General features: G+C 66.1%; 14 protein-coding genes. 12 read left to right on the top strand and 2 right to left on the bottom strand.

The annotated features are described in order from the left end of the window. Nucleotides 1-576 precede the first annotated feature (576 nt). From AC1DCJ_RS11325 to AC1DCJ_RS11270, 12 genes are all read left to right on the top strand, one after another. The gene (locus AC1DCJ_RS11325; RefSeq protein WP_478070979.1) at nucleotides 577-939 is read left to right on the top strand and encodes a NirD/YgiW/YdeI family stress tolerance protein; all 363 of its coding nucleotides are present in this window, start codon (nucleotides 577-579) and stop codon (nucleotides 937-939) included. A gap of 628 nt (nucleotides 940-1567) precedes the next feature. Continuing rightward, nucleotides 1568-1849 carry a hypothetical protein gene (locus AC1DCJ_RS11320; protein ID WP_128097592.1) on the top strand — a complete coding sequence of 94 codons (282 nt, stop codon included), beginning with the start codon at nucleotides 1568-1570 and terminating at the stop codon, nucleotides 1847-1849. Between the two features lie 96 nt (nucleotides 1850-1945). After that, the gene (locus tag AC1DCJ_RS11315) at nucleotides 1946-2224 is read left to right on the top strand and encodes a hypothetical protein (RefSeq protein WP_428711894.1); all 279 of its coding nucleotides are present in this window, start codon (nucleotides 1946-1948) and stop codon (nucleotides 2222-2224) included. A gap of 94 nt (nucleotides 2225-2318) precedes the next feature. After that, a complete protein-coding gene (locus AC1DCJ_RS11310; RefSeq protein WP_478070978.1) occupies nucleotides 2319-3899 on the top strand; it encodes a class III lanthionine synthetase LanKC N-terminal domain-containing protein in 1581 nt (526 codons plus the stop codon). 308 nt (nucleotides 3900-4207) lie between these two features. After that, entirely contained in the window at nucleotides 4208-4714 is a 507-nt protein-coding gene (locus AC1DCJ_RS11305; protein ID WP_478070977.1) for a CS1 type fimbrial major subunit, read from the top strand. A gap of 51 nt (nucleotides 4715-4765) precedes the next feature. Then, nucleotides 4766-7489: a TcfC E-set like domain-containing protein gene (locus tag AC1DCJ_RS11300; RefSeq protein WP_478070976.1), complete on the top strand. Its 2724-nt coding sequence runs from the start codon at nucleotides 4766-4768 to the stop codon at nucleotides 7487-7489. Next, nucleotides 7486-8619, top strand: a complete 1134-nt coding sequence (locus AC1DCJ_RS11295; protein WP_478070975.1) for a CfaE/CblD family pilus tip adhesin — start codon at nucleotides 7486-7488, stop codon at nucleotides 8617-8619. Before AC1DCJ_RS11300 ends, AC1DCJ_RS11295 begins: the two co-directional genes overlap by 4 nt. 16 nt (nucleotides 8620-8635) lie before the next feature. Next, entirely contained in the window at nucleotides 8636-9331 is a 696-nt protein-coding gene (locus AC1DCJ_RS11290; RefSeq protein WP_428711899.1) for a pilus assembly protein, read from the top strand. 67 nt (nucleotides 9332-9398) lie between these two features. Further along, nucleotides 9399-15095, top strand: a complete 5697-nt coding sequence (locus AC1DCJ_RS11285; RefSeq protein ID WP_478070974.1) for an ESPR-type extended signal peptide-containing protein — start codon at nucleotides 9399-9401, stop codon at nucleotides 15093-15095. 65 nt (nucleotides 15096-15160) lie between these two features. Then, entirely contained in the window at nucleotides 15161-15604 is a 444-nt protein-coding gene (locus AC1DCJ_RS11280; RefSeq protein ID WP_478070973.1) for a hypothetical protein, read from the top strand. Beyond that, nucleotides 15595-16401 carry a hypothetical protein gene (locus AC1DCJ_RS11275; RefSeq protein WP_478070972.1) on the top strand — a complete coding sequence of 269 codons (807 nt, stop codon included), beginning with the start codon at nucleotides 15595-15597 and terminating at the stop codon, nucleotides 16399-16401. The genes AC1DCJ_RS11280 and AC1DCJ_RS11275 overlap by 10 nt, the downstream gene beginning before the upstream one ends. 60 nt (nucleotides 16402-16461) lie before the next feature. Further along, complete coding sequence (locus AC1DCJ_RS11270) at nucleotides 16462-17307, top strand: hypothetical protein (RefSeq protein WP_478070971.1); 846 nt, start codon at nucleotides 16462-16464, stop codon at nucleotides 17305-17307. 35 nt (nucleotides 17308-17342) lie between these two features. Here AC1DCJ_RS11270 and AC1DCJ_RS11265 read toward each other — a convergent pair whose 3' ends face one another. After that, the gene (locus AC1DCJ_RS11265) at nucleotides 17343-17987 is read right to left on the bottom strand and encodes a hypothetical protein (RefSeq protein WP_478070970.1); all 645 of its coding nucleotides are present in this window, start codon (nucleotides 17985-17987) and stop codon (nucleotides 17343-17345) included. Between the two features lie 144 nt (nucleotides 17988-18131). Further along, nucleotides 18132-20552 carry a penicillin-binding protein 1A gene (locus AC1DCJ_RS11260; RefSeq protein WP_137190211.1) on the bottom strand — a complete coding sequence of 807 codons (2421 nt, stop codon included), beginning with the start codon at nucleotides 20550-20552 and terminating at the stop codon, nucleotides 18132-18134. Nucleotides 20553-20560 lie beyond the last annotated feature (8 nt).

Here is a 20560-nt window from a genome sequence, read left to right as displayed (position 1 = left end):
CTGGGCGGACAACATGGCGGGCAAAGGCGTGCCGGCCAACGGCCGGCACCTACCGCTTACTGCGCGCGCAGGAAACCGACCGGAGCCGCCTCAGCTACGGATCAGGCAGGCGCTGATCAACACAGTTGCTACCGGCTGCTACGGGGCCCGGCTTGCGGTAAGGAGGGGAAGCCAAGCTTTTCTGGCGCTGTCGGTGGGTCGAGCGCGGGGCCCCGATGCCCTTGGAGGCGAAATAAAGGGGGAGGGGGCGGCCACAGGCCGACGCCGGAGGACATTCGCCGGAAAGGGCATCGGGGCCCCGCGCTCGACCCACCGACGGCTGCGCCTGGAAAGTGTCAAGGAACGTTTCTGCTTGCCCCGCACATGGGTGAAGAAGCGTGATTTTTGCGAGGTGGCGCCGGTTGGTGTGGGCATCCTGTGCAGCCACCCATGGGGTGGCTCTACCCGTCATGACCGTGAACGGTGTCTGCGCGCAGGCGCGCTGCGCTGACGTTTTCGTACTTATTGCATGGGCCTATCGGGCTCCGCGGATCAGGCTTGTCACATCAATCAAGCCAGTCCCGAAGGAGTCCGACCATGACGCGCTACCTCCTGATTCCCCTGTTAGCCGTCGCATCCACGCTGCACGCCAGTGACGCGCTGGCCGGCTACACCGGTCCGGGTGGCACGGCCGTCGCCACCACCGTGGCGCAGGCCCGTCAGCAGCGCGACGACCATGCGGTGCTGCTGCTGGGCCATCTGGTCGCCAAGGTCGGCGATGAACGCTACCGCTTCCGCGACGCCACCGGCGAGATCGAGGTGGAGATCGACGACGAGGACATGCCGCACCAGGCCGTCGGCGCGGCCGCCACGGTGGAGCTGCTGGGCAAGGTGGACACGCACCGCTTCAAGCCCACCGATATCGAGGTGAAGCGCGTGCAGGTGCTGCCGCCGCGCTGAGCCGGCGCACGCCCGTTTGCGCAAACGGCCGTGCCCGGCGCTCAGGTCGGCGCGTGAATGTGAGAACGCCGACCAAACCGAAATGTGCGTGCGCACTCAGAATCAGATGTTGAATAGGCACTAGCGTGGTTTAGGCATTGACCCAGTCAACGGCCGGGCAGACGCTCTGCGTCGCATCCTGCGGCCTGCCGCGCCGCGTGGGATGACCAGGACCAGGATCGGGCCGACAAGGACACGCTGCCGACCCGTCACCGATGCATGACGCATCCGTAACGCAGGGGGTTGTGATGGGGATGAACCCGCAACAGCAGTAATCGAACGGACCGGCCGCAGCGCCTGGCTCGCAGGCAACGCCGGGTAGTCGAACAGGTGGATGCAGTCGCACCAATCATCGGGCGTCGTTGTGCTTCGTCGTGGGCGATGGAACATCGCTCGGCGGTACAACGCGGTCGCCGCCGCATCCATGCAGGCAACGCAAGGCACAGATTGACGATGACGTGGCCGTCCATGGACGGACGCAGGACGCCGTGCGCCCTGCGCCGCGGCCACGGGCGCATCGCCGGAAGCACCACCCGCTGGGCCACGGGCAGACGCCGCTGTTGATTCCAACGGAAATGGAGATGCACACATGGCTGTCCAGACCGAGTTCGTACAGAAACTGCTTTCCGACGCTTCCTTTGCCGAACAGTTGCGCAGCCAGGCCGTGGCGGCCGTGCTGGGCGGGCAGGAAAGCGCTGCCTGGAAGACCTATTTCGGCGGGCAACATTTCGCCGCGATGGCGACCGACCCGCACAAGCTGCAGGCCCTTGGCGCAAAGGCGGGTGCGGCGGCATGCACCTGCAACAGCACCACCGTGACCACCACCACCAGCCCGATCTGCACCGGCACCACCACCACCGGGTCGGGCTGATCGCCCCCGGCGCACTGTTTGCGATGGCAACCCCCCTGCGATGGATCGGCTCACCTTACCGTCCCCACCGCCCACCTGTTCCAGGAGGAAGTGAAGATGTCGCTCTCACAGAAGACCAGTGAAATCGTGCAGAAGGCGCTCGACGACAAGGGATTCGCCGACCAGCTGCGCACCCAGGGCCTGCAGGCCATCCACGCCGGTGCCGGCAGCAGCGAGTGGAAGACGTATTTCTCGCAGTTCGCCTCGTCGCCGGAAGAACTGCAGGCCCTGTCGGGCGGTAGCGCGTCGGTGGCCGCCTGTACCTGCCACAGCCGCACCGTGACCACCACCAGCACGCCGCTGTGCACCACCACCACCACGACCACCAGCAGCTGAGTGATCGGCGTAGGTGCGGTAGCGATCGAAGGTGCGCCGGCTGCCGGCACGGACCGGCGCACCCCGCTTGACGTGCATTCCATGGAGGTGGTCCGTGCAGAATCTCGATACCGCAGTGACACATGCCCCCCAGGCGGGCCCCGCCGGCAAGCCTGCGACCGGCCACGAACAGGACTGGCGCGCGCTGGTGGACCACTATCTGCCCGTGGTGCCAGGTAAAAGTGGCTGGCGCTACCGCCCGCCGCAGGTGGCCCATCCTGCGCAGGGCTGGAAGCTGCACATTTCCGCCACGCTGCCCAATGCCATCGATGTATTCCGGCGCTGCGCACCGCTGCTGGTCGCACGCGGCGTCGCCTTCAAGTCGGTCAAGACACTGAACATCCTGGGCCGGCTCAACAGCGCCATCCCGTTCGGTTTCAGTCAGATCGGCAAGTTCATCACCGTGTACCCGCGCGATGCAGCGCAAGCCGTTGAACTGGCCGAGCTGCTCGACAGCGCCACGCAGGGCCTGGGTGCCCCGGCGGTGCCCTTTGATCGCCAACTGCGGCCCGGCAGTGCGGTGTTCTTCCGCTATGGCGCGTTCGGGCACGAGGAAGTGGAGATCGACGACGGCACCCGCGTCAGTGCGCTGCGCATGCCCAGCGGCGAGCTGGTGCCGGACCTGCGCGAGCCTGGAAAAGCGGTGCCGGACTGGATCGACTGTCCGTTCCAGGCGCCTGTCGAAGCCGCGTCGCCGCCGACGCCGCTGCAGACGCGCTTCCTCTGCTACGAAGCCTTCATGCAGCGTGGCAAGGGCGGTGTGTATCGCGCCGTGGATATCCAGTGTTCGCCGGCCCGGCTGTGCGTGGTGAAGGAAGGTCGCCGCCACGGTGAAACCAACTGGCACGGTCTGGACGGCAGGAGTTTCGTCGAGCGCGAAGAAGCATTCCTGCGGGCCATGGAGGGGCTGCCCTTCGCGCCGCCTGCGGTGATCGACGCGTTCTGCATTGGCGAGCACCGCTACCTGGTGATGGAGCACATCGACGGTGAGCCGTTGCTGCATGCGTGTGCGGATCCGCAGAAGAAGATCGCGCTGGACGATGCCCTGGCTTACGCCGCCGGCGTGGCGCAACTGGTGGCGCAACTGCATGCCGCCGGTTGGGTGTGGCGCGATTTGAAGCCGGCCAATCTGCTGGTGGACCGCAGCGGCCGCCTGCGCCCGGTGGATTTCGAAGGCGCGCTGCGTGCCGATGACACCAGCGACACGCCCTGGGGCACGCCCAGCTACATGCCGCCGGAAGCCAAGCGCGGTGCCTTCGCCGGCAGTCATCAACGCGAAGACCTCTACGGTCTGGGCGCCACCATCCACCAGCTGCTGACGTCGTGGTTGATGCACCGCGATGAGGCCGATCCGGCCGCGCAGGCCAGCGTGGAGCAGCGCCCCGCGTTGGGGCGGTTGCGCAAGGGCGTTCCAGTGCACGTGCGTGATCTGGTGGCGGCCTTGATGGACGCAGACCCCACCCGGCGACCGTCGGCGACGGCTGCGGCGGACCTGTTGTCTGGCTACGCGCGCGAGGCGCTGCCGGTGCCCGTGCCGGCCGTGCGCGACTCGGCGATGGTGCGGCGGGTGCGCGAGAAGATGTGGAAGGATGTGCAGGAGATGCTGCTGGATGAGCCGGCGTTGAGTGAGGCGTAGGCCGCACGGATACAGGTTCAACCGGCTGGAGGCAGGAACATGCAAAGGACGGCTGCGGCCGTCCTTTTACGCATCCAGCAACCTTGCTGCACAAACCGACGGTAGCGTGGTGCGTAGGATTTTCTGCAACGTTGCGCTACTGCGCGTGCCGTCGCACTACCGCAACGACGGCGTCGTTTTTAGGAGTGGTTGAATGGGTAAATCACGCCTCCCTGACTAACCTGACTGGGCTGTCTCACCCCACGTGGTGACGGCGGTGCTTCCTTGCGGAAGCTTCCTTTCGAACACCAGAAAAAGAGAGAGAACCCATGTCCAATATCCTCACGAAGGTCGCGCTGACTGCAGCGCTGACCGCCGCTTCGCTGTCGGCCAACGCCGCCGAATCCCACATCAAGGTTTACACCAATGTGGACACCACGCTGGCGCTGATGAAGGCCGATGGCAGCTCCTTGCCGGACCTGATCACCCTTGACCATTTGCCGGGGCAGGGCTTGACCTTCCACAAAGAACGTGTGCGCATCTACACCAACGATGAAGGCAAGGACATCGAAGTCCGCCTGACCGCGGAACCGTCGCTCGTGCTGCGAAGCGGCGGCGGCACGCCCATCCCGCTGGCAGTCAGCCTCAACACGAAGCGCCTGACGGTTGCCGCACAGGACTTCCTCGCCTCGGATATCTACGACGGCGCGCTGCCGGGGGCCTCGGTGGCGATGGATCTGCTGATCGCCCAGGCCACCCGTGCGCCGATCACCGTGGCAGGCGAGTACGAGGGCATTGTCAGCATCGCCATGGTGCAGAAGACCGCTTCGCCGTAATACCCCACGCCGGCCCGGATACCGGGCCGGCCGTCTCAGGCAGCACTCCCCATGAAAGCTCACGCACCCGCCCTGACCCGGCTGGCGGTCGCGCTCGCCCTGTCGTTGGCCACACCACTGGTCGCAGCGCGCGGCGTCCCCGTCGGTTTTGAAGACCTGGTTGCAGGCCAGACCGAGCAGCTTGATGTGCGCCTGTTCGGGCGCACGGCGGGCTTGTCGCCGGTGCGCGTCACTCTTGAGAGCGTGCAGCTGGAAGATCCGGCGCGTGTACTGGAGGCGCTCGACCTCTCTCCCGAGGCCCAGGCAGCACTGCTGCCGGCCCTCTCCGAGCCACTGCCGCGCAATAGCCATCTTGCCTGCCGTTACGGCGGCGGCAGCGCCGGCTGTGGCTATCTCGACCCACCCGAGGATCCCAACACCGTGCGTGCTCTGTACGACGAAGGCGAAGGCGCGGTGCGTCTGTTCGTTGCCCGCCAGTGGATCAGCGCCGAACCGGCAGCCGATCGCTTCCACCAGGTCAGCAGCAACGCAGAGAACGCGTTCCTGCACCAGCAGACCGTCAATTTCAGTGGCGGGCGTGGCTACCAGGCGCTGACCGCACAAGGTGCCGGCGCGCTGGGCGTGCTGCAGCGCGGCCACATCGCGGTGGACTGGAACTTCAACAGCCAGCAGTACCGCGGTGGCCAGCGCCGCCACGACTTCCAGTTCGACAACGCCTACTACCGCCATGACCTGGGCCAGCAGCACTACCTGCAGGCCGGGCGCATGGACCGCCGCAACCTTTCCAGCCCGCACGGCGGCACCTTCAGTTTCAGCCTGCTGCCAATGGACCGCTTCGCCGGCGTGCGCGTGGGCACCACCCAGGCCTACGTGGACGCCGAGGCCGCCGTGCAGGCGCTGCCGCTGACCGTGCTGCTGGCGCGCGACGCGCGCGTGGATGCCTTCGACGGCGAGCGCCTGCTGCAGACCTTCTACCTCCAGGCGGGTATCAACCAGCTCGACACCCGCCGCTTCCCGTTCGGCAGCTACAGCGTGACCCTGCGCATCTACGAAGACGGCGTGCTGGTGCGCAGCGAAGAGGCACCGTTCGACAAGGGCGGCGACTGGACCAACAGCAGCGTGCAGTGGTTCCTGCAGGGCGGCCGCCGCAACGAGCGCCGCAGTGACCGTTTCGACGGCGAGATGGCCGCCATGGCCGGCCTGCGCCTGCCGCTCGGACGGGCTACCGCCATCACCGCCGGTGTCGCCGACCTCGGCGGGGTCAGCTATGGCGAGCTGCGCGTGGACCTGCGCCATGCCTTCGCCACCCAGGATATCCGCGCCACCTTCAGTGGCCTGCAGGGCAGTGATGGCAGTACCGGTCAGCAGCATCAGGTGTCGTACCGTCGGCGCGCGTCCTGGAACCTGTACCAGCAGCGCATGCGCGGCAAGGCCTGCCAGTTCGAGGACGACGCGCGCGACCGGCTGGGCTGCGCCGATTCACTCAGTGCCTCGATGGCGCTGCCGCTTGCCGGTGGCAGTGCGTATGTGGCCTATACCCGGCGCCAGACCTGGAGCCGCGGGCGACTGCTTGGCGGGGACATCGACGACCCGTTGGCCGGGTTGGACCCGCTGCTGCCGCCGTGGGAGCAGCGCTACAGCCGCGAGCCCAGCCTCACCCGCACCTGGCAGGCCAGCTACAACCGCGTGCAGCGCTGGCAGGAGTTCAGCATCTCCGCCCGGGTCGGCGTGTGGCAGCAGCAGAGCCATAGCAGCCTGCGCGACGGCCGGGACCGCGGCATCTTCCTCAACCTCAGCCTGACTCGCCTGCAGCGTGGCGACCGCGGCACCTCGCAGCGCCGCTACAGCCTGGACGTGCGACAGCCGCAGCATGCGCGGCCGGAGATCAACTACAGCGCCGGGCAGACCCTGCGCCAGGACGTGGAGGCGCAGTACCGCGAGGCCACCGTGGACCTGCGGGGTAACAACAGCGACCGCTACAGCGCCGCGCTCAGCGCGCAGCTGCAGAACAGCATCGGCCACACCGGCGGCACCGTGGCCCACTACCAGCAGCGCGGCCGCGCCGAGATGGCCTACAGCGCCACCCACAGCTCCGGCCTGGCACTGGGCCGGCACGGCTTCTACTGGGGCGGCGGGCTGGGGGCCGAGGCCGGCCTGGCCGTGCAGGTGGACGACACCGACGACCTGGAACTGACCGGCGTCGCCGCCGAACTGCAGGTGGGCGGCCTGCGCCGGCAACGGCTGGCACTCGGCGAGCGCCGCCTGTTGCCGCTGCCGGCCTACCAGAGCCACCGCGCCGAAGTGCAGGACGCCAGCGCCCTGAACAGCGATGCCGCCATCCGCGTGACCGGCGTGGGTGGCTCGCGGCCGGTCTTCCTGTCGCCCGGCCGGCTGGTGCAGATGCCGGTGCCGATCGAGGTGACCTACACCTTCATCGGCAACGCGCGCGACATCGCCGGACTGCCATTGGGCGGCGCCCGCATCCTCAATGCACCGGTGCCTGGCACCGGCAGCAACGGCGGCTTCGTGGCCGACTTCCCGCGCCGCGAACGCACCTTGTACCTGCTGCAGGAGGACCGCCTGTTGCAGTGCCCGCTGCAGGTGCGTGAGCGACGCAGCGTGGTGATGCTGGTGGGCACCGTGCAGTGCGAGCCGCTGGGGGTGGCGCAGCTGCCGGCCGAGATCCGCCAGCAGGCGCGGGTAACCCGGTTGCTGCAGGAGCAGGCCCTGCTGGCGGCGACGCCGCAGACGGCGTCTGCGGGAGGTACGCCATGAACCGGCGTGGTGTGTGGGCCGTGATGCTGCTGATGGCGCTGTTGGTGGTGATGCCGAAGGCGTGGGGGCAGCGGCCGCCGGAGACGCATCCGGTGAGTGCCACGCAGAACATTGTGATGTCGTGGGATCGGTCGGCGCTGCCGGGGGATGTGGTGCTGATGCCCCGGCGCACATTATTGGGCTATCACCATACGAATCTCTCACTCCAATACGGCGCCCTGCATCTGGTCTGTCTATCAGACTCTGACGCTACGCGCGGCGCGTGCCCAACAGATAACACCAATGAACATTCGTTGGGCTTGAGAGACATAAGGCTTACGTTCACAGAGAGTCGGTCACAGATGCGCACCGAGTTGTCGATAAGGGGAGGGGTAGAGCGAGCATTGTCTGGTCGCTCCTGCCTCGGAAACTTTTGGCAGAACGGGATATTTGCACCCTGGACGGGCTATGGAACGGCGTGCGCGTTTGATGAGCCAGCGGGCACGGGAGCACAGCTGAGCCTTGGTGAAGCAGAGCTCAGGAAGCTGGTCGCGGGCGTCTGGTCCGCGAAACTGGAACTTAGCGTTCAAACACCGGGCGCTCGAAACCTGGCGGTGCAGGTTTACACCTTTGATCTGACCATCACCGACCGCAACGCCGTCTCAATCTACTTCCCGGCCTTCCACCACGTCACCCCACTGGTTCAGCTCAACTCCGATTACGACCCTATACGGCAGACGGTAGGCGGCCGCACCGCACTCGAAATGTGCCTATACGACGGACTCGGCTCTCAGGCCCAGTACCTCGGCGTGACCGTGCGTGACCGTAGTGGCAAGCCGCCCGGTCCGAGCGGCTATTCGCTCTGGCATACCGATGGTGGCAGCGACGATACCCGTCGCCTGGACTACACCGTCACCCTGGACCACAACGGCGCCCCGGTGCCCATGCCCAACGGCGTGGAGCAACAGCTGTATGGCATCGATACCGCTCAGCTGCGTCTGGTGCTGTTGCCCGGCATGAGCCAACCGGTGTTCTGCGTCCCCACGCCGATCACCTTCGATATTCCGCGCGTCCCCATTTCCACGCAGCAGGCCGGCACCTACTTCGGCGAGCTGCAGGTGGAGCTGCGCGTCCCCACGGTCACGCCCTGACCTTCCAGGAGCTTCCATGAAAATTCCAGCCGTTGTTCTGTTGTCCCTGTCGCTGCTGTTGGCGGCACCTGCACACGCCAATCTCACCGTGCACCCGATGCGCGCCGCGGTCGATGGCAAGCGCAGTACGCAGATCCGCATCTATTCCCAGTCTACCCAGCCGCAATACATCCAGACCTCGGTCCGCCGTATCGTCGATGCCGCCGGCGAGCAGGAGCATGAGGTCGACGTGGACCCCAGCGAAGCGGCCATCGCGGTTACCCCGGGCAAGTTCGCCCTGGCTGGCGGTGGCAACCGCCTGATCCGTGTGATCCCGCTGCAGCCCGTGCAGGCCGAGACCGCCTACCGCGTCTACTTCGAAGGCGTGCGCGGTCCGGACGAACGCGACCAGGCCGCGGGCGAGGGCGCCCAGGCCAGCGTCGGCGTGAACCTGGTGTGGGGGGCGTTGGTGAACGTATTGCCCGTCGACGGCACGGTGGACGTTCGCGTGCAAGGCGACCAGCTGCGCAACGCCGGCACGTTGCGCCTGGGCATCACCAGCATCGCCGACTGCGATGGCAGCCAATGCACCGCGCACGACCTCTCGCGCAGTCTGTATCCCGGCAGTGCGCTGCCGCTGCCATTCGCCATGCAGCCGGGCCACACCGTACAGCTGCGCTACCGGCTGACCCGCGACGGCTACCGCGAGCACGTACAGACCCTTACCCCCTGAACCATCCCGGCATGGCGGACCGTGCCGGGTACCCATCATTTTTCGCTTAGTTTCCCAAGGAGATGTCATGAACAGGATTCATCGCCGTGTCTGGTCCACCGCCCTGCAGTGCTGGGTGGTCGTCAGTGAGCTCACCCGCATGCGTGGCAAGCGTGCGCAGACGGTATGCCGCAGCGCTGCCGTCGCAGCGCTGCTGACCACCCTTCCGCTGGCGGCGGGCGCAGCCGAGACCACCGAGGAAGAACTGGACTGGTGGCAGTGGCAGACGCTGAGCGCATTCCAGTCCAATGGCATGCTGCCGTCATCGGTAGGCACGAAGGCAGTCCACCGCTTGGATGTCTACAACAACACGACGGCTTCGGCCTGGAGCCTGATAACGGCGGCGGAAACCATGGCTGTTGGCGCGGAAGCGCACGCCGGCGGCGTGGAGAGCATCGCCGTGGGTATACGGTCGAAGTCGTCCGGTCCTAATAGCGTGGCGGTAGGCAACCGCGCCGAAACCTATGGCACTCATGCAATTGCCGTGGGCTTCGGTAGCCGTGCCAACTCGGTCGGCACGGTGTCGGTTGGCAATGCCGCCCGTTCTGACGGCCACAATGCAATGGCGATTGGCAGCGGTGCCACATCCGCGGGCAGCGGGGCGATTGCTCTGGGTGGCGACACCCGTGCGCGTGCGGAGGGTTCCATCGTTCTGGGCGACTTTGCGGAAGTGGCCAACAGCAGTTCAAGGCACTCCATCGCGATTGGTAACCACGCGTCCGCAGGCGGCTACGCGGACAGCATGGCGCTGGGGCGAGCAGCCCGTGCACACGGGCCAGGCAAGGCAATGGCGCTGGGCGCGGACTCCAAAGCCGACCACACATACGCCGTTGCATTGGGCGCAGATTCGGAAACGACCGGTGCTCACCAGATATCGGTTGGCAACAGCTCACTGAAGCGCAAGATCGTCAATGTTGCGGACGGAGCGGTCAACGCGAGCAGCACCGACGTGGTCAACGGTCGCCAGCTCAACGCGGTCAGCGTGGACGTCAGAACGGCATTGAGCACCGCCAATACCGCCAAATCCACGGCGGACCGTGCCCTGGCAGCAACCGGTCTGGTCACCCAGACCTCCGCCAGCAGCGCCATCCGGGTGGGCGGTGCCAACAGCGGCACGGTGATTGACGTTGCAAACCAGAGCGGTGCCCGCCGTCGCATACAGAACCTGGGCAACGGTGTTCTCAGCACAACCAGCACAGACGCCGTCAGCGGGCAGCAGCTGCATGCCACCAACCAGGCAGTCACTGCCGCGACCAGTACCGCTGCAGCGGCAAAAGCCGCCGCCGATAGTGCAGCTGCCAAGGCCGCCGCGCTCGCCTACACCACCGCCACTGGCACGGGCATGACGGCGAGCAACAAGGCCACCGCCAGTGGCACCGGGGCACTGGCCAGCGGTACTTACGCAATCGCAAAAGGTACCCATGCCACCGCGCTGGGATACCGTGCCCAGGCGACCGCCAACCAGGCCACCGCACTCGGCCGGGAATCAGCGGCCAGTGGCACCTATTCGACCGCAGTGGGCAATCTTGCCAATGCCGCTGGCGGCAGCGGCGTGGCGCTCGGCGATCGCAGCAGCGTCACCCACGGCAACGCGGTGGCGCTCGGAGCTGGATCGGTATCCGCGTCCGACAATAGCGTGTCCGTTGGTAGTGCTGCCCTAAGGCGCAAGATCCAGTACGTGGCGGACGGCGCCATCACCGCAGGAAGCACCGACGCGGTGACCGGCAGCCAGCTGCACAGCACCAATCTGGGTGTGGCAGCGGCCAAGGACGTCGCCGATGCCGCCAGACTGACGGCGGGAACGGCAAAAGCGCTGGTCGAGGCGGTCGCAGGGCAACTGGGCAGCACCCGCATCGCGCTAGGCGACAGCGCACTGGCCGACGGTGCCTACGCAACCGCCATCGGCCACGTCAGTGTCGCCAGCGGCGAGCGCGCAGTCGCCATGGGAGTGCGATCCAAGGCGTCCGGCAAGTATGCCAATGCGCTGGGCTCCGGCGCGCAGGCCACTGGCGATGAGGCGACCGCTCTGGGGCGCGAAACCCGGGCCAGCGCAACCTCGGCGACTGCCGTGGGTAACCAGGCTGTTGCCAGCCATACCAATGCAGTGGCGTTGGGCGCCGGCTCGGTGACCGCCAGTGCCAACAGCGTGTCGGTCGGCAGCGCCAGCAACAAGCGCCGCATCCAGCACGTGGACGACGGCAACCTTGCCGTCAACAGCACCGACGCGGTGACCGGTGGCCAGCTGCATGCCACCAACACCAACGTGACCGCAGCGCAGAACACCGCGGCCGCGGCGCAAACGGCAGCGACCGCCGCACAGCGAACGGCGGACGGGGTAGTAACCCGTGCGACGGCTCTGGAAGGCCTGGTCAGCCAGGTCTCAGCCAGCGGGGGCCTGCGCTTGGGTGCGCAGAACACCGGCACCACGCTGGACCTGCGCAACAAATCCAATGCAGCGCGCAAGCTGAGCGGCGTGGCCGACGCAACCCTGAGTGCCACCAGCACCGAAGCGGTAACCGGGAAGCAGCTCAATGCCACCAACACCAACGTGACCGCAGCGCAGAACACCGCGGCCGCGGCGCAAACGGCAGCGACCGCCGCACAGCGAACGGCGGACGGGGTAGTAACCCGTGCGACGGCTCTGGAAGGCCTGGTCAGCCAGGTCTCAGCCAGCGGGGACCTGCGCTTGGGTGCGCAGAACACCGGCACCACGCTGGACCTGCGCAACAAGTCCAACGCAGCGCGCAAGCTGAGCGGCGTGGCCGATGGCGCCCTGAGTGCGACCAGCACCGAAGCGGTAACCGGGAAGCAGCTCAATGCCACCAACACCAACGTGACCGCAGCGCAGAATACGGCGACCACGGCGCAAGCGGCAGCGACCGCCGCACAGCGAACGGCGGACGGGGTAGTAACCCGTGCGACGGCTCTGGAAGGCCTGGTCAGCCAGGTCTCAGCCAGCGGAAACCTGCGCTTGGGTGCGCAGAACACCGGCACCACGCTGGACCTGCGCAACAAGTCCAATGCAGCGCGCAAGCTGAGCGGCGTGGCCGATGGCACCCTTGGTGCGACCAGTACCGAGGCGGTTACAGGCAAGCAGTTGTTCGGTACCCAGCAGAAAGTGACGGCCAATGAAGGGCTGCTGGCGACGCACTCCTCGCAGCTGTCCGGGCAGGATGGGCGCATCACAGACAACCGTCGCGACCTGGATGAGTTGCGCACCGAATTCGAGAACTTCGATCCGGATCTGGACGGAGTGGTGAAGTTCGCTGCGGACGGTAGCATCGACCTGAATGGTGGAAAAGTTCGAGGTGTAGCGCCCGGGGATATCAGCTCGGCAGGCAGTACCGAGGCGGTGAATGGTGGGCAGTTGTTTGCGACTAACGAGCGGATAGATTCAATCGAAGTTCGCAACCGGTTCTTCAAGATCGGCACTGATGAACTTAGCGAAGATGCCACGGCTGGCTGGTTCGGGGTGGCGATCGGTGAGTCTTCTGAAGCATCGCCTGCCAACGAGGGTGGGACTGCAGTGGGCAGCTTCTCCAAGGCGATGGGTACGAACTCAGTCGCGCTCGGTCGTGCGGCGCATGTAACAGAGAGTTCTACTGAAGGGTTCGCTCTGGGTGCTAGCTCCCGCGTAGAAGTTGATGGCGGTGTTGCGCTTGGTGCGCAGGCCCAGGTCAAGGCGTCGGCGAAAAATGGGGTCGCGCTAGGCTATGGATCATATGCTGATCAAGAAAACACGGTGTCTGTTGGCAGCGGCACGGTGCAGCGTCGAGTGGTGAATGTCGGCCGCGGCTCAGACACTTATGACGCGACTACCGTTGCGCAGCTGCAGGACTCCCTGGCAACGCTCGGAGGTGGTGCAGGTATGGTCAACGGCGATGTTGTGGCGCCGACCTACAACGTCCAAGGCGGTACGCAGAACACTGTGGGCGACGCGCTTTCTTCACTGGATCTCGCCGTGTTCAAGACTGATGCGCGCGTAGGATCGGTGGAGCATCGACTCCGCTCGGTGTTCCAAGATGACGTGTCAATCCGTTCCGATGGTCTAAGCCAACTAAACCTTGCTGGGCCCAGTGGCATGGTGCTGGGTAATGTGGCCAACGGTTTGATCGCCCCAGGTAGCCGCGACGCAGTCAACGGCAGTCAATTGCACGCAGCGGAACAGAAGATCGAACGCAATCGAAACGAAATTGATGGACTGAGAGAGCAGCTAGTTGGGGGTGCTGGGATGCAAGTCAGGGATGCGGGTGGGCCGATCGACTTTGCTGGCGCACGCTTGACCGGAGTCGCGGACGGTGAGCTGGATCCCGCTAGTAGCGACGTCGTCACTGGCAGGCAGCTATACGATACGAATCGAAATGTTGAACGTTTGGCTGAAAGCAGCAGTTTCCTGAAGTTCGGTGATTCGATTGATAGAACGCCCGCAATGGCTGGGAGATTCGCCATCGCTATGGGCGACTCTGCATCAGCCTCCTTGGATACAGAGGGGGCGGTGGCGTTAGGCGCGTACGCAGTCGCTTCTGGCACAAATTCAGTGGCGTTGGGGCGTGGTTCGCACGTCCATGAAGGCGCTGCCAGAGGCTTTGCCCTCGGCACTGAATCTCAAGTCGCTGAATCCGGTGCAATCGCGATTGGTGCTGCGAGCGCCGTACTGAAGGGAGCTGTGGAGTCTGTAGCAATTGGCGCACAGTCTGTAGCAAGAGAATCACACACTGTGTCCTTTGGTAACGACGGAATGCAGCGTCGCTTGGTGAATGTAGCAGGTGGCCGCAGTGCCAACGACGCCGCCACCGTAGGCCAGCTCCGTGGCGCGCTTGCGACCCTTGGCAGTGATGTCGATGCCAACGGCAACATCGTCGGTCCAACCTTCAAGGTGCAGGGCGGCTCGCAGCACACCCTGGGCGATGCTCTAACCGCGCTCGACACTGCCGTGATCACCAACGGCAACCGCGTCGACCGGGTGGAGCACCAACTTCGCTCGGTCTTCCAGGACAGCCCCGCCACCCGCGCTGACGGCCTCAACCAGCTCAACCTGGCCGGCGCCAACGGCATGGTGCTCGGCAACGTGGCCAACGGTCTGATCGCACCCGGCAGCCGGGATGCGGTCAACGGCGGCCAGTTGCATGCCATGGAGCAGCGCCTGGATGGCCGCATCGACGGTCTGGAACAGCGCGTTGACACCCCGCCGGAAGGTCGCGCAATGGCGACCGCCAGTGCACCTACGCCGCCCGTGGCTGCGGAGGAGGAAGGCAGTGGCGCGGTATCGGGTACGCCGGAGGCCGCCTCTGCCGCAGACGGGGGTGCTCGCATCGCCAGTGCCGACGACGGCGGCAAGCCGTCCAAGGCCGACGCACCCGCCCCTGCACCCACCCCCACGCCGCAGGTTAGCACCGCCGATCTGGAGAAGATGCTCGCCCGCGCCAACGAGTACACCGATGACGCGATCAAAGGGGTCGAACAGCGTCTGGACAAGATGGACAAGCGCTTCAACCGGCTGGCGGCCATGAACAGCGCGCAGAGCGCGATGGCCATGAACACCGCCGGCCTGGCCACCTACAACCGCCTCGGTGCCGGTGTGGGCTACAGCGATGGCGAATCGGCCATGGCCGTGGGCTACCAGCGGGTGCTCAACGAGAAGGGCTCGGCCACCTTCAGCCTCAACGGCGCGTTCACCAACAGCGGTGAGCAGAGCGTTGGCCTGGGTGTTGGTATCGGTTGGTAACGCGCAGGGCAGGGCAGGGCACCGTCGAGGTGCCCTGCCCACTGCGCAATGAAAAGGGGAACGCGATGGACACCATCGGTAACCAGATCGCCTGGCGGCTGGGCTATCTGAACATTCTTCAGGGCGTTATTGCCCGTCTGGCCAACAGCGCCGCGGCGATGAAGGCGGGCAGCGTGGCAGTGCTGACCGGGCTGCTGGCCTGCGCGGTAGGCCAGCAGGCGTCCTCCTTCCACTGGGCGCTGTTCGTCCTGCCCGGCGCGCTGTTCATGGGCTTTCATGCGTTTTTCCTGCAGCAGGAGCGCGCCTTCGTGCAGTTGTACAACGCGGCCAGCGATGCGCCCCTGGCCCAGGTGCTGTCCTACCGCATCGACGCGGCCCGGTTGGCGGCGGTGCGCGAGCCGTTGCTGAAGGTGCTGTGCCGCCCAACCGTGTTGGCTTTCCATCCGCCGCTGGTGGCCGGCGTCGTGCTGGTCTACCGGGTTGTGCGGGAGGCATCACGATGCTGCTGAAGCTGCGCGTACGCAATTTCAATGGCGCCGGGCTGAAGGTGGACGCGCCGGCCGTCGCCGCGCTCCAGGAGCGGTGTCATGCCACGTGGCGGGCCGTTGCCGCCTACCTGATGGACAGCGGTACGGTGCTGGATGCCGAGTCTGTGCAGCAGGTTGTGGCACCCGCGTTCCAGCCCGACGTGTTCCTGTCGCATGGGCGCGGCGATCGAGAACAGGTGCTGCAGCTCGCGGTCATGCTTGAGCAGCTGGGGCTGACGGTGTTCGTCGACTCGTGCCTGTGGCTCAACGCCTACACCGTGCAGCAGGAATTGGACGAGTCACTCTCGGCGCGCCGGAACTCACCCGGCACGCATCACTTTCACTATCACCGCGTGGTGCGGACGTCGGCCAGCCTGCATATGGTGTTCAATGCCGCCCTGCAGCGGCTGATCGATGGCTGCGAGCTGTTCCTGCATCTGGAGGGCGAGGCCGAAGCTCTACGCACATGCGTGGAGGATGGTCGCCATGCGGGGGCACCGTGGGTGCTTTCCGAGCTGATGTTTGCCCGCCATCTGCCGAGGCGTGGCCGCCCCCGGCTGACCTTGGAGGCAATGAAATCCAAGGCTGACGAAGGCGTGGCGTTCGGCGCCCCTGAAGCGGCGCACGCGCTGGAGTGGGAGGTGCTGGAGCGTGCAATCGCCGACACAACGGGATTCCCGACAACCTCCTACGCTCACGACCATCCGATTTTCCTGGATCACCTTTACGGAAAGCTGCCGTTGAGCGAACAGGAAAGGCGGCTGTTGGGCTGGCTGTGATTCGACATGCCGTGATCTGAACAGCGTAGCTGCACAAGGCAAGAGGAAAAGAGCATGCTTATGGATGTAAGGATCACCGATTTCGACGACCTGCGCCTGCGCGTCACCCAGGACGAGTTGGACGCCTACAAGGCGCGCAATACCCCGGAGCTTGATGACATCACCGACTACCTGTCGGGTAAGGACAACCTGCTGGACGCCGATGCCATTGCAGCGCGTCTGTTTGCGGTGGAAAAGGCAGATGTGTTCCTCTCCCATGCGCATCGGGATCACGACGCCGTAGTGGCGTTGGCGGTGACGCTGGAGAAGTTGGGGTTGAAGGTGTTTGTCGACGCGTGTGTCTGGGGAGATGTTTACGCCCTGTTGCTCAAGGTGGATCAGGCAAGAGCGGAATTGCCACTCCAGCCGGGGCTGTTTGATTACACCCGCGCCACCCGCAATGCCGCCAACATGTACATGATCCTCAACGTGGCACTGCAGCGCATGATCGACCAGTCGGAGCTGCTGCTGTTCCTGGACAGCAACGCGGTGCGCGTCCAGGACTACGTGGAGGGTGAGGCGTACATCGGCTCACCGTGGATATTCGCCGAATTGATGTTCGCGCAGATGGTGGCGCGTCGTCCGCGACTGATGGGTACCGGCATCGAGAATCTCAGGGAGGTTTTTGCCAAGGACGACCGCGATGCGACCGCACCCATGGTCCGCTACCGGTTGCCCGAAAGCTCGCACACGATGCCCGCGGCCACGTTGAACCGGCTGATTTCAAGCGCGACGTTTGCCGCGACGCTGGCGACCCGCTTCAACCTGCGCAGCAGTGGCTACGATTTCCTGGATCACTTTTACCAAGCCCTGCCGTTGCGCGCTGCGGAGCGCGAACTGCTGGGATGGACGAAGGATGCAACGTAGCGCCGTGCGGAAACCGGTCGGGTTACGGCCCGTGGCTATCCCGCCAGGTAGCCGGCCATCTCCGCCTCGGCCAACACCTCACGAAGCTGCGCCACCGAGGCCCGCCGCATCGGCTTGTCATCGATAGCCGACAGAGGCGGCTGGCGCAGCGCGTCGTATGGCAGCACCGCGATGTCGAAGGTCAGGTCTTCGGCGCTGAACACCCAGACCGGCACGTCCAGCACGCGCTCGCGGTCCAGCCGCAGGCGGCGGGTACGCAGCTCGGCCGGGATGCCGTGTTCGTCGAAGTAGCGCTGCACCGCATCGGCGTCGTCGCTGTGCACCTGCAGCTGCACCGGGCTGTTGGCGTCGGCGGTCCCGTCCAGTACGGGCCCGCACAGACGCGGGGCGAACTGGGCCAGGAACTCCATCGCACGCAGGGCCGCTTCGCGGCGCTGGCGCAGGTGGGCACCATGATCGGCGCCGGCGAACAGGCGCTGGTACTCGCGCAGCGCGTCCTCGATTTCGGCGTTGCGGGGCAGGGAGGCGTCGTCGTGGATGTCCAGCCGGGCCGCCGCCTTGAGCTTGGCCTGATGGTAGTCGCGGATGCCGCCCTCGGCCATCAGCCGGGCGGCCTCATGGGCGAGCCGGTGGCGGCGCTCGCGGGTCTGGGTGGCTGCATGCTGACGGGCTCGATGCATGACCGGTACTCCTGTGCGACCTGCACGGCAATGTACACCGGCGATGTGACATACGTGTAGAGCCCGGCTCTACGTGGGGTGGGGGCGAGGGCAACGAAAAAGGCCGGGCAATGCCCGGCCTTCCTCGTCATCCTGCCGTCGACATCAGAAGATATCGAACGCGGCGTCGTCGGCCTGCTGGACATGGGTATCGAAGCTGTACTCCTCGATCTTGTCCATGTCTTCCACCTTGACCCACTCGGTGGCGCCGTTGAGGGTGGCCTGGACCATCCCGGACGGCGGCTCGTTCTGCGCGATCGGGGTGTCCTTCAGCGCAGCGCGCATGTAGTCGATCCAGATCGGCAGTGCAGCCTTGCCGCCGTACTCGCGGTAGCCGAGCGAGCGGAAGTCATCGCGACCCACCCACACGGTGGTGGCGTAAGGACCGCCGAAGCCGGAGAACCAGGCATCGCGGTGGTCGTTGGTGGAACCGGTCTTGCCGCCCACGTCCTCGCGGCCGAGGACCTTGGCCGCGGTGCCGGTGCCGCGCTGGACCACGTCGCGCATCATCGACACCAGCTGGTAGGCGGTGCGTGCGTCGATGGCGCGCGGGGCCACCTTGGCGTCCGGGTTCACCGGCTTGGCCGGTTCGGCCGCCTGCTGCGGCTTGGGCGCCGCGGCGGTGGCCGGGGCAGCCGGTGCGCCAAAGTTGAAGCCGTCCACCACCTGGCTGACCGGCGCGCCGCCGCTGGTGCCGGCGCAGTCGCGGCAGGCCATGGCCGGGTTTTCCTTGAACACCACCACGCCGTCACGGTCGGTCACCTGGTCGATCACCCAGGTGTCCACCCGCGAACCGCCATTGGCGAAGACGGCATAGCCGCGCGCCACCGACAACGGGGTCACCGAGGCGGTACCCAGCGACATCGACAGGTTGGGCGGCAGCTCGGCCTCGGCAAAGCCGAACTCGCTGATGTACTTGCGCGCGTAGTCCACGCCCATGCCGTCCAGCAGGCGCACCGAGACCAGGTTGCGCGACTGCACCAGCGCCTCACGCAGGCGCATCGGGCCACGGAAGCCGCCGCCGTCGTTCTGCGGCGACCAGGTCTTGCCGCGGCGGTCGCGGAACACCACCGGGGCATCCAGCACGATCGAGGCGGGGTTGAAGCCCTTGTCGAACGCGGCCGCATAGATGAACGGCTTGAAGCTCGAACCCGGCTGGCGGCGCGCCTGGGTGGCGCGGTTGAACTTGTTGCCGGAGAAGCTGAAGCCGCCCACCAGTGCCTTCAGGGCGCCACTTTCGGCATCCAGCGAGACCAGCGCGGACTGGCCGCGCGGGATCTGGTCGATCAGCCACTCGCCTTCCTTCTCGCCGGCGCGCACGCGCACAAGGTCGCCCCGGGTCAACAGCTTGGCCGGGGTCTTGTTGACCCAGCGGCTGGCGGCGACGGGTAGCACCAGCTCGCTGCGGTTGGCCAGCACCACGGTGGCGCTGCCGTCGGCGGCGGTGGACGCCACGATCGCCGGCAGCAGCCCGGACTGGGCCGGGATGCCGACCAGCTTGGCCGCCAGCGCCTTGGCATCGGCATCGGCCGGCACCTCGAAGTGCTGCTCCACGCCATGCCAACCATGCCGGTGGTCGTACACGCGCAGGCCATCGCGCACGGCGATGTTGGCCGCCGTCTGCAACTCGGCATTGATCGTGGTGGTCACGTGGTAACCCTTGTTGACCACGTCGCCGCCGAAGCGGGCGATCATTTCCTGGCGGACCAGCTCGGCCACGTAGGGGGCTTCGACCTGCACCGGCGGCTCATGCGCGCTGGCGTGCATCGGCACCGCCTTGGCGGCGTCGGCCTCGGCCTGGCTGATGAAGCCCAGGCTGGCCATGCGCTGCAGCACATAGAAGTCGCGGCGCTCGCGGGCCCGCTCGGGGTTGCTGATCGGGTTGCCCGAGGACGGGAACTTGGGGATGCCGGCCAGCGAGGCCATCTCGTCCAGATCCAGATCGCCCAGCTTCTTGCCGTAGTAGAACTCGGCCGCAGCGGCCACGCCGTAGGCGCGGTTGCCGAAGAAACTCTTGTTCAGGTACAGCTCGAAGATCTCGTCCTTGCTCAGCTCGGACTCGATCTTGCGCGCCAGCAGGATCTCGGCCAGCTTGCGCGTGTAGCTGTATTCGGAGCTCAGGAAGAATTGGCGGGCGACCTGCTGGGTGATGGTGGACCCACCCGGCACGCGCTTGTCGTTGGTGGTGGCCAGCAGCCAGACCGCGCGGCCGATGCCCTTGTAGTCCACCCCGCCATGCTCGTAGAAGCGGGCGTCCTCGGTGGCCAGGAAGGCCTGCTTGAGACGTTCCGGGACCTCCTTCATGGTGATCGGTACGCGCCGCGACTCGCCGAAGACGGCCATCAGCTTGCCATCGCTGGCATACACGTACATGGGCTCCTGCATCTCGATGTCGCGCAGGGTCTGCACGTCCGGGAGCTTGGAGGAAATGGCGTAGTACAGGCCACCTGCGACGGCGGCGCCGATCAGGCCCAGGACCAGGATGGCGACCAGCAACCAGCGCAGCCAGCGGCGAAAGCGTGTCATCAGTGACA

It is taken from the genome of Stenotrophomonas sp. 10N36 (genome assembly GCF_056395005.1).
This window is presented reverse-complemented; position numbering and strand designations above follow the sequence as displayed.

What these genes read in the sequence shown, in the direction of transcription:
- AC1DCJ_RS11275 (WP_478070972.1), top strand. Translation starts at nt 15,595, where the DNA reads ATGCTGCTGAAGCTGCGCGTACGCAATTTCAATGGCGCCGGGCTGAAG.
- AC1DCJ_RS11290 (WP_428711899.1), top strand. Translation starts at nt 8,636, where the DNA reads ATGAAAATTCCAGCCGTTGTTCTGTTGTCCCTGTCGCTGCTGTTGGCG.
- AC1DCJ_RS11320 (WP_128097592.1), top strand. Translation starts at nt 1,568, where the DNA reads ATGGCTGTCCAGACCGAGTTCGTACAGAAACTGCTTTCCGACGCTTCC.
- AC1DCJ_RS11285 (WP_478070974.1), top strand. Translation starts at nt 9,399, where the DNA reads ATGAACAGGATTCATCGCCGTGTCTGGTCCACCGCCCTGCAGTGCTGG.
- AC1DCJ_RS11300 (WP_478070976.1), top strand. Translation starts at nt 4,766, where the DNA reads ATGAAAGCTCACGCACCCGCCCTGACCCGGCTGGCGGTCGCGCTCGCC.
- AC1DCJ_RS11315 (WP_428711894.1), top strand. Translation starts at nt 1,946, where the DNA reads ATGTCGCTCTCACAGAAGACCAGTGAAATCGTGCAGAAGGCGCTCGAC.
- AC1DCJ_RS11305 (WP_478070977.1), top strand. Translation starts at nt 4,208, where the DNA reads ATGTCCAATATCCTCACGAAGGTCGCGCTGACTGCAGCGCTGACCGCC.
- AC1DCJ_RS11295 (WP_478070975.1), top strand. Translation starts at nt 7,486, where the DNA reads ATGAACCGGCGTGGTGTGTGGGCCGTGATGCTGCTGATGGCGCTGTTG.
- AC1DCJ_RS11280 (WP_478070973.1), top strand. Translation starts at nt 15,161, where the DNA reads ATGGACACCATCGGTAACCAGATCGCCTGGCGGCTGGGCTATCTGAAC.
- AC1DCJ_RS11265 (WP_478070970.1), bottom strand. Translation starts at nt 17,987, where the DNA reads ATGCATCGAGCCCGTCAGCATGCAGCCACCCAGACCCGCGAGCGCCGC.
- AC1DCJ_RS11260 (WP_137190211.1), bottom strand. Translation starts at nt 20,552, where the DNA reads ATGACACGCTTTCGCCGCTGGCTGCGCTGGTTGCTGGTCGCCATCCTG.
- AC1DCJ_RS11325 (WP_478070979.1), top strand. Translation starts at nt 577, where the DNA reads ATGACGCGCTACCTCCTGATTCCCCTGTTAGCCGTCGCATCCACGCTG.
- AC1DCJ_RS11270 (WP_478070971.1), top strand. Translation starts at nt 16,462, where the DNA reads ATGGATGTAAGGATCACCGATTTCGACGACCTGCGCCTGCGCGTCACC.